We start from the raw sequence: 16,207 nt of genomic DNA on the forward strand, positions 1-16,207 counted from the left end.
TGCTAGCACATTTGTCAGATAGAGTAGCGTTGAAAGAATCTCATCCAACTTTCGTTGAACTTAATTCATCAATTACTCTTTCGTTAAATATTGATTACTAATTATCAGCTTTCCAAATTGTTAAAGAACGAAGTGTTGCGCCTAAGCGCGTCACTTTTAAGGTTTAAAAAACCTTAATGAATAAACACGTTTGAATGCATAGTCATTAAGGATTTCGTTACTAGGTAACGGAACCTTTCTTTATATAAATAACAAGAAAATCTGTGTGAACACTACATTAAGAACGCGCAACTAATAGTAAGGAGGTGATCCAACCCCAGGTTCCCCTAGGGTTACCTTGTTACGACTTCACCCCAGTCATGAAACACAAAGTGGTAATCGTCCTCCCGAAGGTTAGACTAACTACTTCTTTTGCATCCCACTCCCATGGTGTGACGGGCGGTGTGTACAAGGCCCGGGAACGTATTCACCGCAGTATGCTGACCTGCGATTACTAGCGATTCCGACTTCATGGAGTCGAGTTGCAGACTCCAATCCGGACTACGACGAGCTTTAAGGGGTCCGCTTACCTTCGCAGGTTTGCATCCCTCTGTACTCGCCATTGTAGCACGTGTGTAGCCCTACTCGTAAGGGCCATGATGACTTGACGTCGTCCCCACCTTCCTCCGGTTTGTCACCGGCAGTCTCCTTAGAGTACCCAACTGAATGCTGGCAAATAAGGACAAGGGTTGCGCTCGTTGCGGGACTTAACCCAACATCTCACGACACGAGCTGACGACAGCCATGCAGCACCTGTATCTTGGTTCCCGAAGGCACTAATTCATCTCTGAAAAATTCCAAGTATGTCAAGAGTAGGTAAGGTTCTTCGCGTTGCATCGAATTAAACCACATGCTCCACCGCTTGTGCGGGCCCCCGTCAATTCATTTGAGTTTTAACCTTGCGGCCGTACTCCCCAGGCGGTCTACTTATCGCGTTAGCTTCACTACTCACGGATTAAATCCACAAACAGTTAGTAGACAGCGTTTACGGTGTGGACTACCAGGGTATCTAATCCTGTTCGCTACCCACACTTTCGCACATGAGCGTCAGTTATTGACCAGGGAGTCGCCTTCGCCACTGATGTTCCTCCAGATATCTACGCATTTCACCGCTACACCTGGAATTCCACTCCCCTCTCCAAAACTCTAGTCTGCCAGTTCTAAATGACCATCCCACGTTGAGCGCGGGGCTTTCACATCTAGCTTAACAGACCGCCTGCGTGCGCTTTACGCCCAGTAATTCCGATTAACGCTTGCACCCTCCGTATTACCGCGGCTGCTGGCACGGAGTTAGCCGGTGCTTCTTCTGTTGTTAACGTCACAGTTAGCAGGTATTAACTACTAACCTTTCCTCACAACTGAAAGTGCTTTACAACCCGAAGGCCTTCTTCACACACGCGGCATGGCTGCATCAGGGTTTCCCCCATTGTGCAATATTCCCCACTGCTGCCTCCCGTAGGAGTCTGGACCGTGTCTCAGTTCCAGTGTGGCTGATCTTCCTCTCAGAACAGCTAGAGATCGTCGCCTTGGTGAGCCTTTACCTCACCAACTAGCTAATCTCACCTGGGCTTCTCTTTGCGCGGGAGGAACAAGTCCCCCCTTTGGACCGTAGTCGTTATGCGGTATTAGCCATCGTTTCCAATGGTTATCCCCCACACAAAGGCAAATTCCCAGGCATTACTCACCCGTCCGCCACTCGACATCATCTAGCAAGCTAGACATGTTTCCGTTCGACTTGCATGTGTTAGGCCTGCCGCCAGCGTTCAATCTGAGCCATGATCAAACTCTTCAATTAAATTTTTTGTAAATCGTTTTTTGTTGTCGACACTCTTAATGAGTGCCCACACAGATTGTCTTGTTATAAATTGTTAAAGAACATGCCAGCTTCTTTCTATTTCACTGGCGGCTTGAAGAGGACTTAAAGTACCGTCTCAAGCGGGATGCGTATACTACCTGCATCAAATTTTCTGTCAAGCTTTTTTACATTTTTATTTGAATTTATTTCTTAGCGTTGAGGCTAGATGAAAGCAATTCAAATTGTAATAAAGCGAGCTATTGTTGAAAGCCAGTTAACTATTGTTTGGCTGCCTCCCTTGAACAGAGCGCGCATTTTACAGAAACGAAAAAAGGGATCAAGTGTTTTTTTATAAATTTGAATACGTTTTATTACTTTAATTATTATTAATTATGTTTAAGTAGGAGAAGCAATCAATAAAAACAGGGGTTTACAGGTAGTTAGCAGTTTAAGTTTAATTGCTATAAGTAAGGCGAAATTAAAAATTAAACGTAAGAAGTAATGGGAAATCAGATATAAACGATAATATGTGACATATATCAGCTGAAAGTGTCTAATTTCCCCAGAGCGGTTAGTTCTTCGTTACTTTATCCTGCTCTTCATCTTCTTCACTTGGTTCTGTGGACTTCGCAGTTTCAGCAGTTTGAACTTCCTGATCAAAGTCAGCGTCTTCTTCTGTTTCTCCGATCACATCCTCCAGCGTAACTTTGTCAACGGTTCGGAAGGTATTAACTGGCCCAGCTGCTGCGTAAAGGAGGAAAACAATAAATAGTACTAATGAAGGCGCAGTTGCCACAACTATAAATATAAGCATTACTATTAACAGCGCAACAAATGGAACCTTGCCATGCCAACCAAGCTCTTTAAAACTATTATACTTAAAGTTACTTACCATAAGTAAACCTGAAAAGCCGGTGACGATAGCAACAATAAGACCATAATCATTACCATTTATATCATAATCAACGCCAACCCAAACCATACCAGCAACCAAAGCGGCAGCCGCGGGGCTAGCCAAGCCCTGAAAGAATCGTTTATCTGCTACGCCTATTTGCGTATTAAAACGAGCTAATCTTAATGCGGCTCCTGCCACATAAACAAAGGCAGCTAACCAGCCAATTTTTCCTAACTCCGCAAGACCAAAATTATAAGCCACTAATGCTGGAGCAACTCCAAATGAGACCATATCAGCCATTGAGTCGTATTCAGCACCAAAATCGCTTTGCGTATTGGTAATTCGTGCAACCCGACCGTCAAGTCCATCAAATATCATCGCGACAAAGATCGCTATAGCAGCGGCTTCGAAGTGATTGTTCATTGACATTACAACAGCATAGAAGCCTGAAAATAGACCTGCTGTTGTTAGAAGGTTTGGTAGTAAATAAATACCTTTTCTTTTATTTGCTGGCATATGGATAAATTACTCAAAATTAAAATTGAACGGTATATAAAGTCTTATACTATAATTATTGGAAAAAACTGCAAGAATACAAAGTAGTCTTGAATCAATGGGCTAATTGTATACACAAACGATAAGGCTGTATATGTTAGCTGTTATCGTGATAAATTGCATACACAGTTGGTTTCAAGTGTCAGCTTTTTATACAGCTCGGAGTTCGTTTTCAGAATCGATTTCGTAACAAGCTGAAAAACAAGAGAAATAAATTTAGGCATTAAAATTGCTTGAGATAATTTAGAATCTTCAAAGATGTAGGAAATTTATGAAAAAGTTTTGTTTAGTAGCCATCGCATTATTGGCATCCGGAAGTTCTTTAGCGGGAACGCAAACATGGAACTTCACTAATGGGGGCTCACTGACTTCTGGCTTTGGAAACACCCTATCATTGACCTCTGGTACTGGAGGTGATCAAATCACTCTTGATGTAAGTGCTTGGGCTTCAACTGATGAATCGTGTAACGACAACGGTAATTATGATAACAGCCTCCCAGATCCGGATCCTTGCATTAAGAATGCAGAATTAAAAAGATGGAGCTCAGGACTAGGTATTGTAAATAGAGACGAATTCTATAATAAGAAGACAGGTGCTCCTCAACACGCGATAGACAATATCAAGAATGGCGGCGGTGCTAATGATTTCGATTATGAAATGGTGCTTCTAACGTTTTCAGAAGAAGTTAACCTAACTGGTTTCAATATTGGCTGGTCACTTTGCGGTAGTTCAAGTTCAAATTGTAACATTCTGCAGTATAGTGACAATGTTAACGCTAAAGATGCCGATGTGTCAGTCCTTGGTCACAATGGTTCAAAACAAGACTTCTTCAATACTGACACTAAATGGTCAGACATTACCAACCAAGGTTGGCAGCATATTAGTAACTACAGCAGCTTAGCTGAAAATGAATCAGTTAGTGTATCGTCTCCTTTATATTCAACTCACTGGTTAGTGGGTGCGTATAATAATATATTTGGTGGCAATATGAGCCTTGATAACGATGCGTTTAAACTAGCCGGTTTGACTACTGCAACAAGAGAACCGTCGAATCCTGGCACTGTCAGTGCACCAGCTACATTTGGTATTTTTGGTGCGCTAGCATTCGGATTGATGTATAGACGCCGTAAATAATTACATTCTTTAATATCAATTAATAAAAGCTGATTGTAAAATCAGCTTTTTTTATACGTAATAGAAAGGGCCTTACATGCTTTTAAAGTTCTCTGTATTTTTATTCCTCGCTTCAGTATCGCTTGCCGCATACACTCAACAGCTCTCTGACTACGAAAAAGCAAACAAGTCTTTCAATGAAGGTCTAGTTGACGAAAGCTACATTCATCTTAAAAATAGTTTAAATGACAATCCCGATCATCTGCCGTCAAAAATTCTTATGGGATATGTATTAGGCATATCGGGTTACTACGACGAAGCAGAACTAGAGCTAAAAGAAGCACTGCAAAATGGAGCCGATATTAACCTTGTTGTTGAACCACTTGTAAACGTCCTACTCGCGCTGAGTAAATATGAAGATATAATTGAAATCTCTGAGAGACAATTAACACCCGCTAAAAAAGCATTTTTGTTATCAAGTAAGGGGATCGCATTAAATAACCAAGGAAATGTTGAGGCATCTTCAAAAGCCTTTAAAGCTGCTCTTGAACTTACGCCAAAATCTATCTCTGCAATAAACTCTTATGCTAACTTTTTAATAGAACAGAATGAATTAGAAAAAGCTGAGTCGTATATCAATACGTCACTAGAATTAGACGACACAATTAGCAACACCTATTTATTACAATCTTTCATATTCAAAAAACTAAATAATCCTGCGCAGGAAATTCAAGCATTAAAGAAAACAATAGAACTAGCAGGCACTCACCCCTTAGCACTGCGCGAGCTAGTTTCTGTCCTGACTAGAGAGAACAGATTCGAAGAGGCTAAATTAGTTTTACAAAAAACGTTAAAGTTGACTCCTAGTGACCCTGTCGGTCAATTATTACTTAGTTGGGTGGCTTCTAATTTAGATGACGATGAATTAACAGCAAAAACATTAAGTGAATTAGTCAACAACCTCAGTTTACTCGATTCTGAAGAGCTTTCTAACAATGAAGAATTGCTCTACATCGATGGCATGGCCAATTACGCCAGTAACAATCTAGAAGCTGCAAAGAAGTCGCTAAATCAATATTTGTTTAAACGCCCTGGCAATATACAAGCAGCGAATATTCTGGTAGACATTTATAAAGCAGAAGGAAATTACACCGGTGCAATTAGTATCCTTGAAAAATATGAATCTAGTGTAGATACTGATTTGGCCTTGGCAATGAGACTATGTGACCTTTATATATCTGCCAGTTTGAATCACAAGTGTGCATGGCTGTTAACTCGTCTGGAACCTAATTACAAGAATGAAGACTCCTACATTGAAATGAGTGCTCGTCTATTAGCAGCTCGAGGCAAGCTCGACTTGGCGCTAGGTAAACTTGAAGAAATCAATACAAGTAGCTTAAGTACCGTGTTGCAAAAAGCCATCCTTAGTATTCGTGCAGAAAAGTATAATGACGCAAATACTCATATTGATTTATTGCTAACTACATATCCAAACAGCCCTGGAGTATTGAACCTAAAAGCAACCGTTCTGCTAAAAACAAACCGCTCTGAAGAAGCAGAAACATTATTTAAGAAGGTAATTAGGGAAAACCCGTCACATTTTGAATCTAAATTTAATCTTGCGCGTCAACTTTTCGGAGAGCGCCGTTCAGCTGAAGCCCTGCCACTCGTTGAATCATTGTATGCAAGCAGACCAGACTCAGTCGAAGTATTGACCTTATATGGTCGTATATTGAAGCAAATTGGTAAATCAGAACAAGCAATGGATATTCTTCAAAATGCTAGTTCTCGAGCACCTCGTAACATTGAAATCAAAGAGGCATTAATAGATTTATATATAAGTAATGGAAACAACGAACGGGCCTTAGCCATCATAAATACCCTTCTTAAAGATGACTTTTTGAACGCTCGATATATGTATAAACGAGGTTTAATTTACACAAATTTGGACCAAACAGCGAAAGCCAAAGAAGACTTCCAAACTCTTTTGGGTTTGTATAGCGACAGTATTCCTGATTTATATCGTTTGAGCCTAGCACAAGCTCGAATTTCAGATACCGAAGGTGCGCTTAAAACCGTAAATCGCATTCTGGAAATAGAAAGCAGCAATTTCTTTGCTAGACGAGATCGTGTTCGTATACTTTTGGCCTCAGGAAACACAGCCGAAGCTCGACTCGAATTATCTCAACTTAAACAAGAGTACCCAAAAAATCCGGATATTAACCTTCTTATGGGCGACTTGTTAGCAAGCCAGAATGATTTTACTGCGGCCGCGGCTCTATACGTAGATGCCATTAAGTCCCAAAACTTGTTAGCGCCAGCGTTAATTCGAAGCTACCAATTGGCTATTGAAGGTCACGGTGAAGGTGTCTTTGTTAAACAATTTGAAGCATTGGCCAAGGATTACGAGCGCAACACATTCTCCACAAATCTGCTCGCTGATTACTACCTGACAATGGGAGAAACAACGAAAGCAAAACCACTTTATCTATCTCTAGCCGAATCGACTGGATATGTTGGAAGACCATTAGTATTGAATAATCTAGCTAACCTTTACATTAAAGAAGGGAAGGTGGATGCTGCATACAACTTCGCTCAACAGGCTTATGAACTTTTACCAGGTAACCAAGCAATACTAGATACGTTTGGCTGGGTACTCACTTTAAGAGGAGACTTTGAGAATGCGCTGGACTTGCTTCGTCGTTCGTATTCCATGAATTCATCAGATGCCGGCGTTAGATACCACATTGCTTATACTTTAATGAAGCTCAATAGACTTGAAGAAGCCTTAGAAGCTACAAATATTTTATTATCCGAGTTCGGTGATTTTAACGACCGCGAAAAAGCGGAAGAATTGAAGCAACAGTTAATCAGCTTATAGATCGTATTAAAAAAGCTCTGAGAACTAGTATGCTATCTACGCGTACAAAACTCAGAGCTTTTATGTTTCTAGTTAAGCCAAATGTGCATAATACATCAACAGATTGTCAACACCCCATCAAGCACATCAATCCTTACAACTTCCTTATCCACCAATTTATCGCTCAATAATGTTTCTGCCAGCGGGTTTTCAATTTGTGTTTGAATAGCTCGCTTAAGCGGTCTCGCACCATAAACGGGATCAAAGCCCGCATCAGCAATCATGTCTAAAGCTGAACCGGAAATTTCTAACTTCAAGCCCATTTCTTGAAGGCGCTGACGAAGACCGAGTAGTTGAATTTTCGCTATTGATTTTATTTCTTCCCTTCCGAGAGAATGGAAGACAACAATATCATCAACCCTATTGATAAACTCAGGCCTAAAGTGAGCAGAAACCTCTGTCATCACTTCTTTCTTCATCTCTGCATAGGTACTATCATCGGTATGTCGTTGTATAATATCCGAGCCGAGGTTTGAGGTCATGATAATCAAAGTATTTTTGAAATCGACCGTTCGACCTTGTCCATCAGTGAGTCGCCCATCATCTAGCACTTGTAACAGGATATTGAACACATCAGGATGCGCCTTCTCAACTTCATCCAACAGGATAACTGAATACGGTTTACGTCTTACTGCTTCTGTTAAATAACCGCCCTCTTCATATCCAACATAACCAGGAGGTGCTCCCACTAAACGCGATACGGAATGCTTCTCCATAAACTCAGACATATCTATGCGTACCATGGCATCTTCGGTATCAAACATGAAATTTGCCAAGGATTTGCAGAGCTCTGTTTTACCCACACCAGTTGGACCTAAGAACAAAAATGAACCTGTCGGTTTGTCTGGGTCTGATAAGCCAGCGCGAGAGCGTCTAATCGCATTTGATACAGCTAGAACAGCTTCTTTCTGCCCGATAACACGCTTACCTATTGCCGTCTCCATATTAACAAGCTTGTCTTTCTCGCTATCTAGCATCTTACTTACTGGAATGCCCGTCCAGCGTGATAATACGTCTGCGATTTCATTTTCCGTTACTTTGTTTTTTAGCAACTGCGTGTCGGTCGTTTCGGCTTCACTTGCCTGCTCTAATTTCAATTCTAGTTCAGGGATCCTTCCGTATTGCAATTCTGACATTCTGGACAAATCTGAAGCCCTTCGCGCTATCTCTAAATCTAGCTTAGCCTGCTCAAGTTCTCCTTTAATGAATTGAGTTCCTTGCATCGCATTTTTTTCTGAGCGCCAAATTTCATCTAAATCAGAGAACTTCTTCTCAAGTTCTTCCCGCTCTAACTCAATCACCTCTAGTCTCTTATGACTCGCAGAATCAGTTTCTTTAGATAGGGCTTGCTCTTCCAGTTTAAGTTGAATGATTCGTCGTTCGAGTTTATCCATTTCTTCAGGCTTGGAATCGATCTGCATTCTAATGCTGGAAGCAGCTTCATCAATTAAGTCGATAGCTTTGTCTGGCAGTTGTCGGTCGCTGATATAACGGTTGGATAATCTCGCAGCAGCAACAATTGCCGGATCGGTAATATCAACAGAATGATGCAGTTCGTACCTTTCTTTCAAGCCACGCAAGATAGCGATTGTGTCTTCCACTGAAGGCTGATCAACCTGTACTTTTTGGAAACGGCGCTCTAGTGCAGCGTCTTTTTCAATATATTGTCTATATTCATCAAGCGTAGTAGCACCGACGCAGTGAAGCTCACCACGCGCCAAAGCAGGCTTTAACATATTACCGGCATCCATCGCGCCCTCGCCCTTCCCTGCTCCCACCATAGTGTGCAGTTCATCGATGAACAGGATGACTTTGCCTTCTTCTTTCGAAAGTTCGTTCAATACGGCTTTCAAACGCTCCTCAAACTCGCCACGATATTTCGCACCAGCAAGCAAAGAACCCATGTCCAGTGACAAGACGCGCTTTTGCTTCAATCCCTCAGGGACTTCACCATTTATGATACGCTGCGCTAAACCCTCAACTATTGCTGTTTTACCCACACCTGGCTCACCAATTAGAACCGGGTTATTCTTGGTTCTGCGCTGCAATACTTGAATGGTACGGCGAATTTCGTCGTCTCGTCCGATTACTGGATCAAGCTTTCCTTGCTCTGCTCGCTCTGTAAGATCCATCGTGTATTTCTCAAGCGCTTGACGGACATCTTCTGCATTAGGATCTGTGACTTTTTGACCATTTCGCATGGTATCTATCGCAGCTTCAATGGCTTCTTTCTTAACACCCAATGACTTGAAGATAGTGCCTAGGTAGCCCTTGTCTTCCATCGATGCAAGCACAAATATCTCAGATGTGATGTAGTCATCTTTGCGCTTTTGCGCCACTTTATCGCTCATATTTAAGAGTTTGATGGTGTCATTACTTAACTGAACATCACCACCAATACCCTGTACTTGAGGCAGTCTTTCAATCGCTTCTGACAAAGAGGAGCGTAAACTATTTACATTCACCTTGGCTTGGTCAAACAAAGGACGCACTGAGCCACCTTCTTGATTCAACAATGCCATCATAAGGTGAACAGGTTCTATGTATTGATGATCTCGCCCCAAAGCAAGACTCTGCGCATCCGAAAGCGCAATTTGAAATTTGCTTGTAAATCTATCTAGTCGCATAAATAACTTAACTCCATTATTTTGATAACTTATAAATGGAGTCGTTTAGCATAACTTTCAAGTTTATTTTTTAATCAATTGTACTAAGTGTTGATTAAGATCAAGTTAGCCATTCGACCACAAGTAGGTAAACCTTGGTGTGTAGCGCGGCGATGTGAGAACAAATAATCGCTAGAATAAGTGCAAATATCTGAATAATAATGATGAGTGACACCTAAGTCTTTGAGCTTTTGACTTGCGACGTCAACTAAACTAAGCAAATACTTATCGACCTTTTTAGGGGCTGGCTTTGAGGCTAATGGATAATCAGAGAATAAGCTCGCGACATCATGTCCAACTTCAAAGTGCTGTTGGCAAATTGATGGGGCAAACCAAACATGAATATCACTTCTAGCGGATGAAAATTTGACAAGTGCATTCTCAATGATGCCATCTAGTAGGCCCTTCCAACCAGCATGAACAGCAGCAACCTCGCTGCCTTCACTATTGGATATCATCAATGCCATACAATCTGCGGTCATCACAGTACAAGGTAGTTTGTTAGTATTGGAGTAAGCCCCATCAGCTTCGATTGTGCCGGCTTGCATTGTTTCTGTAAGGTGCACAACATTAGTACTGTGAGTTTGATTAAGCCAGGAAACCCCTTTTGTATCGGGTGAAATCTTACAGATCTCATCGAGTAAAAGTTGGCGGTTGGTATCTACAGAATTTAGGTCATCACCGACATGAGCACCTAAATTTAAACCCTTGAATCGAGCGCGACTCACACCACCATTGACAGTGGTGCTTGCACAAAACACACGTTTATTAACCGGCCACGTAGGCTGAATAAACGATAAATGAGACAACTAGATATCTATCCCGTTAATTCTTGTGTCCTCTCTAACAACTTCTAACAAGGAGACAAGGTCTTCGGGAATGGGCGCTTTAAACGTCATTTCTTCACCACTGATCGGATGCATCAATGTCAACTGAGCTGCATGCAGCGCTTGGCGTTTAAAGCCTCTTAAAGTGTTGATAAAGTCTTCACTCGCATGTTTAGGAAGCCTTGGACGGCCACCGTATAAAGCATCACCAACCAATGGATGATTAATATGCGACATATGCACTCTAATTTGATGCGTTCTGCCACTTTCCAACTTCAAACGCAAATGGGTGTATGCACGAAACTTCTCTTTTACTCGATAGTGAGTTACGGCAGGCTTACCATTTTCTCTGACTGCCATCGCCGTTCGCTTAGTAGCATGTCTGCCAATTGGTTCATCAACAAAACCACCAGCAATCATGGTTCCCATGACCAAGGCTTCATATTCACGCCCCATAGAGCGAGCTTGCAACTGTTCAACCAAACTCGTTTGCGCGGGTAGTGTTTTGGCAACCACCATCAAACCCGTTGTATCTTTATCTAAGCGATGAACAATGCCAGCTCGAGGCACCTGGTCAATATCTGGCACTCTCTCAAGCAAGGCATTTAGCAATGTCCCATCTTGATTACCAGCGCCTGGGTGGACAACTAAGCCAGCTTGCTTATCGATAACCAAAATATGCTCATCTTCAAAAACAACATTCAGATCGATATGTTGAGGAGCACTGGTTACCTGAACTTCTTGCTCAGCACCGATTATAATTTCTTCGCCACTTTTTAACTTCAATCTTGGCGTGTCGATTTTTTCACCGTCTACGGTCACATAACCAGCCAAAATCCATTCTTTTAGCTTTGATCTTGAGTATTCAGGGAACAAAACCGCTAAACATTGGTCTAGTCTCTTATCGAATAAGGTTTCTGGCACAATGGCAGAAAGGTTTATTTGGAGTTTATTGGAAGCCATAACATTCGCATTAATAAATAGTATGCGTAGTATAGCAAGCAAGTTATGTTGCATAACAGTAAGAATTACTAACACAGCAAATAAAGCTTAGTGTAGAATAAGACTATCGGGTGGCAAAAAGGCTGTATCGCTTATTAAATCACCGTAAAAGGACAAAGAGTAACGATAAATATTTACTCGCTCATGAATAAAAGGTTAAGCAATTTCAAATGATTCTGAAAAATAAGATAAGCATAGTAATACTCGCCGCTGCAATAATTGGATTAGGAGGGTGTGCCTCTTCTGAAGATGAGCAGGCAAAAGCTGTTGCTAATCAGGGTGTTCAAGCACTATACGCTGACGCTCGCGAAAGCATGGCAGTTGGTAACTTTGCGCAAGCATCGCAAATCTTGAGCATGATTGATTCAAAATACCCATTCGGTGCCCACTCGCATCAAGTTCAGTTAGACCTCATTTATGCGTACTACAAAGTAGGCAAACCTGAACAAGCATTAGCAACGATTGATCGTTTCGTTCGTCTAAATCCAAACCACGCTGATGTTGATTACGCTTATTTTATGCGCGGTGTGACGAATATGGAGCTAGATAATAATCTTTTTCAAGAAATGTTAGGTGTGGATCGCGCGGATAGAGATCCTTCCAAGTCACGTGAAGCATTTGAAGATTTCAGACGTTTAATTCAGAAATATCCGAACAGTAAATATGCCGTTGACGCGAAAGAGCGCATGTTGCATATCAAAAATCGTCTAGCTAGTTATGAAATTGCCGTAGCTCGTTATTATATGAGACGTCAAGCATATGTTGCGGCAGCTAACCGCGGCAGATATGTTATCGAAAACTTTCCCGATACGAGTCAAGTTCAGCCGGCGTTAGAAATTATGGTGTCTAGCTATAACGAATTAAAGTTGACTGAGTTAAAAGAAAATACAATGAGAACACTTCGCTTAAACTATCCTGACAGTGAGTTTTTGGATTAAACGAGTTTGGTGACGTCTCGATAGAGGAACCGACACAAAAAAGCACGCTTGAAGCGTGCTTTTTTATTTTATACAAATACGTATAGAAGTTCCGAACTAGTCTCTATTTAAAGAATAAATGACTAAACGGATTGATGAGTCTTGCCCAACCAGAAGTAAAGTGTAGGGGCTTATCCACAATTGTGAATACCAAACAGCCTTCATCTGCAACGGTCGATGGCGTATGTATGTGATGACCATCCATTACAGTAAAATCACCACTGTCATAGTCTGCTAATCCATCGCTGTACTCACCGTTTACCACTAAAGTCATCTCACTTCCACGATGCGTGTGTTCAGGAACGCTTCCACCTTTTTCCATAAAAATAAAGTTGGCGACAGTGTCACCACCTAAATTTATGGGAGCCTGCCAAATTTTTCCCACAAGGTGAGACCAATTCCCCATCGACTCCGAAATCCGGTTCAATGAACGTGGAAGAGTAAATTTGCGTCCGTCTAACTCTAGGACTCTGTTGGTAGCAACTTCTGACACGCCTCTATCAACAACTTGTGATGTGATGTCCGACATCATGTTACCAAAAGATTTAAGGTCAACATTTGCAAACTCTTCTTCAAATGCGCTCTCCGAGTGTGCTTCTGTGAACATGGAGACTTTTTGAGCACATTGAGAACACATATCACAATGAGCTGAAATAATAAGTGACTCCGCTGGTGCCATGACGCCATCCGCGAAAGTATTTAACTGCTGGTTTGTAGGATGAAACTTAATCATTTTCTGTCAACATATCCTTTAAACGCTGCAACGCTAGTCGCGTGCGAGACTTAACGGTTCCCAACGGGATTTCAAGTTCATCTGCAACTTCTTGCTGTGATTTACCATCAATATATATAGCTTCAATAACAACTTTCTGCTTTTCGGGAAGCTCATTGAACAACTCACCAACTTCTTGCAGAGTCACTTTCTCGTCCAAGGACGTCTCGTGTGGGTCTGCAGTCTGTTCGCAAAGAATTGGCCACATGTCATCAGAACATATATCTTCTTTGCGATTTTTTAACTTTCTCAGCATGTCGAAACGTAAATTTCGAGCTATTGTGAATATCCAAGTTGAAGGCGCGCCTTTCTCAGCATTAAAGAGATGAGCTTTCTGCCATACGTTAGACATAGTATCTTGAACTAATTCCATCGCAATGGCTTCATTACCGATCTGCTTCAAAGCGTACGACCGTAAACGTGGAGCAAAGAAACCAAACACTTTTGCAAATGAAGCTTTGCAACGTTCGTTTGCAACTCTTTCCAGATGTGACGCCATTTCCGCCGCACAATCTTTCGGTTGTCTGACGTCTGGCTTATTATTTTCCAATGGAATTCCGATGAGCATTCAATTGTTCCTGTGATGTTTTGTATATTAATATACGTTTGCTCAATTAGAAAGATCACAAAATATTTAAACATATTGTGCGAACGCGATTATTCCTAAATGAATTAACTTTTGATTAATGTTCAGCTCCTCCCTTAAGAAGGAAAAACTGGTCATTCAATCAGCTGTGACAGGTAATCGACGAGCTTACGACAATCCTTTTGCGCTAGAAAATGTTGCTTTTGCTCTGCATCAACAGGTATTAATTCCAACCACCTATTTATCACCCAAAGCGGATCATTCAATTTAACTTGGTCATATAATGAGCTAACTTCGGTGTAGGTGTTAAAAATTTCAGCCAATCGTTTGTTCATCGGCCCGAGCTCTTCAATTGGAAAATCACATGCCCAACCATCAGTTTTTTTGCATTCAGCTACCTGCAAACCATCAGGATCGGTTTCGATTTTTTCAATGGAAACACAGTTTATTCCTTCGACGGTAATCCCTAACAAACCGTCATCAAGAACGTCGAAGTCGATAACCTTGCAATAAGTCCCCGTTGGAAATATATGGGTGTTTTGCTTTTTGTCGCCCTTTGAGTTCAGCATACAAATGACAAATCCCTCGTTCTTTTCGCAAGCTTCCTTTACCATCCGTGTGTAACGAGGTTCAAAAATTCTTAGCGCCATTCTGCCCTCGGGAAGAATGTGTGAAGATAATGGGAAAATTGGACATTTCATGGTTTAAAACGATCTCAAGTTAGCTAGTTTCACAAATAATTACGCTGATAAAACGAAATAGATCGAAAAGACCTAAAATAAATAATTTATTAATCGTGATCTCATCGAACCCATTTTGGGTAAAACTTTTATACACCAAAATTCTGGAACATGCATGAACGTCATAACAAAATTTGAATCGTTTTACACCGACTTAGCCTCTATGAAGGTAGAAGAGTTAAGCGACATTTACAGTGATGACGTTGTTTTTATTGACCCCATAGCTCATCATCTAGGTATTAGCTCTGTTAAACAATATTTCGGTAAACTTTTACTCGATGCACAGTATTGCACTTTTTCGATTCACTCAATAGACGCAATGAAGTCCTCAGACAAGGATCCAGAAAGGTCGAGTGACTCATCTAAATTTATTGTGTGTTGGAAAATGACGTTCACATCACCTCGCATTAATAAAGGGAAGCCCATTGATGTTGATGGCATTACTGAACTAAAAACTAAAGATAATAAAATATATTATCATCGAGACTACTATGATTTAGGGCAAATGGTTTATGAAAATGTTCCTTTACTCGGTAGAATAATAAAAAGCATCAAAAGGAAGTTAGGATAATGACACGCATACTTATCACTGGAGCAACATCTGGGATTGGTGAAGCCTTAACCAAACTTTGCGCTGAACACAACTACACCGTAATCGCGTGTGGCAGGAACGAAGATAAACTCGCCGAGTTAGATAAATTAAAAAATATCGAAACTTGCCGCTTCGACGTGACGAATGAAGAGGAAACTAAGGCAGCTTTAGAGAGTATAAAGTGTGACATTGCCGTTCTCAATGCTGGAACGTGTGAGTATGTCGATGTTAATAACGTCGAGCCTGACATGTTCAAACGTGTGTTCGACACTAACATCTTCGGTGTTGTAAATGTGGTCTCAGCTCTAATTCCCTCTCTTGAGCGTGGAAATAAAATCGTTTTCGTGGACAGTCTAGCTCGATTGCTACCTTTTCCAAGAAGCCAAGCATATGGGGCAAGCAAAGCTGCATTGAATTACATAGCGAAATCGTTTGAAGTTGATTTAGCGCACAAAGGCATAAAGGTTCAAACTCTCTCTCCTGGCTTTGTTAAAACACCTTTAACGGATAAAAATGATTTTCCAATGCCGATGGTGATTGAAGCTCAAGACGCGGCAAAGTATATGCTTGACGGTATTTTTTCTTCGCGTTCTAGCGTCTACTTCCCGAAAAGATTTAGTTTTATTGTGCGATTTTTAAATTTATTGCCTGAGGGAATACAACGAAGGCTATGCATTAATATGCGCCAAAAACCACAAAATAAAAACAATAACGAAAAGAGCTAATT

Annotated in this window: 12 protein-coding genes and 1 rRNA gene; 5 read left to right on the forward strand and 8 right to left on the reverse strand. The window is 41.2% G+C overall.

Going from position 1 to position 16,207, the window contains the following annotated elements:
- Positions 1 to 298: 298 nt before the first annotated feature.
- Positions 299 to 1,834, reverse strand: a 16S ribosomal RNA gene (locus tag ACKLNX_RS02655).
- A gap of 571 nt (positions 1,835 to 2,405) precedes the next feature.
- Positions 2,406 to 3,245, reverse strand: coding sequence for a CDP-diacylglycerol--serine O-phosphatidyltransferase (pssA, locus tag ACKLNX_RS02660; protein ID WP_412971119.1), 840 nt, complete (start codon positions 3,243 to 3,245; stop codon positions 2,406 to 2,408).
- Positions 3,246 to 3,555: 310 nt separating this feature from the next.
- Between pssA and xdp1 the strand changes: the two genes are divergently transcribed.
- Both xdp1 and prsT read left to right on the forward strand, forming a co-directional pair.
- The gene (gene xdp1, locus ACKLNX_RS02665) at positions 3,556 to 4,419 is read left to right on the forward strand and encodes an exosortase-dependent surface protein XDP1 (RefSeq protein WP_412971120.1); all 864 of its coding nucleotides are present in this window, start codon (positions 3,556 to 3,558) and stop codon (positions 4,417 to 4,419) included.
- A 76-nt stretch (positions 4,420 to 4,495) separates the two neighbouring features.
- A complete protein-coding gene (gene prsT, locus ACKLNX_RS02670; RefSeq protein ID WP_412971121.1) occupies positions 4,496 to 7,279 on the forward strand; it encodes an XrtA/PEP-CTERM system TPR-repeat protein PrsT in 2,784 nt (927 codons plus the stop codon).
- Between the two features lie 95 nt (positions 7,280 to 7,374).
- On the opposite strand, the gene clpB is transcribed toward prsT, so the two are convergent.
- The 3 genes from clpB to rluD form a co-directional block, all read right to left on the reverse strand.
- Complete coding sequence (gene clpB / locus ACKLNX_RS02675; protein WP_411694830.1) at positions 7,375 to 9,945, reverse strand: ATP-dependent chaperone ClpB; 2,571 nt, start codon at positions 9,943 to 9,945, stop codon at positions 7,375 to 7,377.
- An 83-nt stretch (positions 9,946 to 10,028) separates the two neighbouring features.
- A complete protein-coding gene (gene pgeF, locus ACKLNX_RS02680) occupies positions 10,029 to 10,793 on the reverse strand; it encodes a peptidoglycan editing factor PgeF (RefSeq protein ID WP_411694831.1) in 765 nt (254 codons plus the stop codon).
- On the reverse strand, positions 10,794 to 11,774 hold the full coding sequence (rluD, locus tag ACKLNX_RS02685) for a 23S rRNA pseudouridine(1911/1915/1917) synthase RluD (RefSeq protein WP_412971122.1): 981 nt from the start codon (positions 11,772 to 11,774) through the stop codon (positions 10,794 to 10,796).
- A 209-nt stretch (positions 11,775 to 11,983) separates the two neighbouring features.
- Here rluD and ACKLNX_RS02690 point away from each other — a divergent pair, with 209 nt between their 5' ends.
- Positions 11,984 to 12,751 (forward strand): outer membrane protein assembly factor BamD, encoded by a 768-nt coding sequence (locus tag ACKLNX_RS02690; RefSeq protein WP_411694833.1) that lies wholly within the window; start codon positions 11,984 to 11,986, stop codon positions 12,749 to 12,751.
- Positions 12,752 to 12,854: 103 nt separating this feature from the next.
- Here the strand turns inward: ACKLNX_RS02690 and ACKLNX_RS02695 are convergent, their stop codons facing one another.
- The 3 genes from ACKLNX_RS02695 to ACKLNX_RS02705 form a co-directional block, all read right to left on the reverse strand.
- The gene (locus tag ACKLNX_RS02695; RefSeq protein WP_412971123.1) at positions 12,855 to 13,523 is read right to left on the reverse strand and encodes a ChrR family anti-sigma-E factor; all 669 of its coding nucleotides are present in this window, start codon (positions 13,521 to 13,523) and stop codon (positions 12,855 to 12,857) included.
- Positions 13,516 to 14,130, reverse strand: coding sequence for a sigma-70 family RNA polymerase sigma factor (locus ACKLNX_RS02700; RefSeq protein ID WP_411694835.1), 615 nt, complete (start codon positions 14,128 to 14,130; stop codon positions 13,516 to 13,518). Before ACKLNX_RS02700 ends, ACKLNX_RS02695 begins: the two co-directional genes overlap by 8 nt.
- Positions 14,131 to 14,282: 152 nt before the next feature.
- Positions 14,283 to 14,849: an LON peptidase substrate-binding domain-containing protein gene (locus ACKLNX_RS02705; RefSeq protein ID WP_411694836.1), complete on the reverse strand. Its 567-nt coding sequence runs from the start codon at positions 14,847 to 14,849 to the stop codon at positions 14,283 to 14,285.
- A gap of 154 nt (positions 14,850 to 15,003) precedes the next feature.
- Here ACKLNX_RS02705 and ACKLNX_RS02710 point away from each other — a divergent pair, with 154 nt between their 5' ends.
- Together ACKLNX_RS02710 and ACKLNX_RS02715 are read left to right on the forward strand one after the other, a co-directional pair.
- Positions 15,004 to 15,459: a nuclear transport factor 2 family protein gene (locus ACKLNX_RS02710; RefSeq protein ID WP_412971124.1), complete on the forward strand. Its 456-nt coding sequence runs from the start codon at positions 15,004 to 15,006 to the stop codon at positions 15,457 to 15,459.
- Positions 15,459 to 16,205 (forward strand): SDR family NAD(P)-dependent oxidoreductase, encoded by a 747-nt coding sequence (locus ACKLNX_RS02715; protein WP_412971125.1) that lies wholly within the window; start codon positions 15,459 to 15,461, stop codon positions 16,203 to 16,205. The genes ACKLNX_RS02710 and ACKLNX_RS02715 overlap by 1 nt, the downstream gene beginning before the upstream one ends.
- Positions 16,206 to 16,207 lie beyond the last annotated feature (2 nt).

The sequence above is a fragment of the Glaciecola sp. MF2-115 genome, assembly GCF_047250385.1.
Lineage (GTDB): Bacteria > Pseudomonadota > Gammaproteobacteria > Enterobacterales > Alteromonadaceae > Glaciecola.

What these genes read in the sequence shown, in the direction of transcription:
- pssA (WP_412971119.1), bottom strand. Translation starts at nt 3,245, where the DNA reads ATGCCAGCAAATAAAAGAAAAGGTATTTATTTACTACCAAACCTTCTA.
- xdp1 (WP_412971120.1), top strand. Translation starts at nt 3,556, where the DNA reads ATGAAAAAGTTTTGTTTAGTAGCCATCGCATTATTGGCATCCGGAAGT.
- prsT (WP_412971121.1), top strand. Translation starts at nt 4,496, where the DNA reads ATGCTTTTAAAGTTCTCTGTATTTTTATTCCTCGCTTCAGTATCGCTT.
- clpB (WP_411694830.1), bottom strand. Translation starts at nt 9,945, where the DNA reads ATGCGACTAGATAGATTTACAAGCAAATTTCAAATTGCGCTTTCGGAT.
- rluD (WP_412971122.1), bottom strand. Translation starts at nt 11,774, where the DNA reads ATGGCTTCCAATAAACTCCAAATAAACCTTTCTGCCATTGTGCCAGAA.
- ACKLNX_RS02690 (WP_411694833.1), top strand. Translation starts at nt 11,984, where the DNA reads ATGATTCTGAAAAATAAGATAAGCATAGTAATACTCGCCGCTGCAATA.
- ACKLNX_RS02695 (WP_412971123.1), bottom strand. Translation starts at nt 13,523, where the DNA reads ATGATTAAGTTTCATCCTACAAACCAGCAGTTAAATACTTTCGCGGAT.
- ACKLNX_RS02700 (WP_411694835.1), bottom strand. Translation starts at nt 14,130, where the DNA reads ATGCTCATCGGAATTCCATTGGAAAATAATAAGCCAGACGTCAGACAA.
- ACKLNX_RS02705 (WP_411694836.1), bottom strand. Translation starts at nt 14,849, where the DNA reads ATGAAATGTCCAATTTTCCCATTATCTTCACACATTCTTCCCGAGGGC.
- ACKLNX_RS02710 (WP_412971124.1), top strand. Translation starts at nt 15,004, where the DNA reads ATGAACGTCATAACAAAATTTGAATCGTTTTACACCGACTTAGCCTCT.
- ACKLNX_RS02715 (WP_412971125.1), top strand. Translation starts at nt 15,459, where the DNA reads ATGACACGCATACTTATCACTGGAGCAACATCTGGGATTGGTGAAGCC.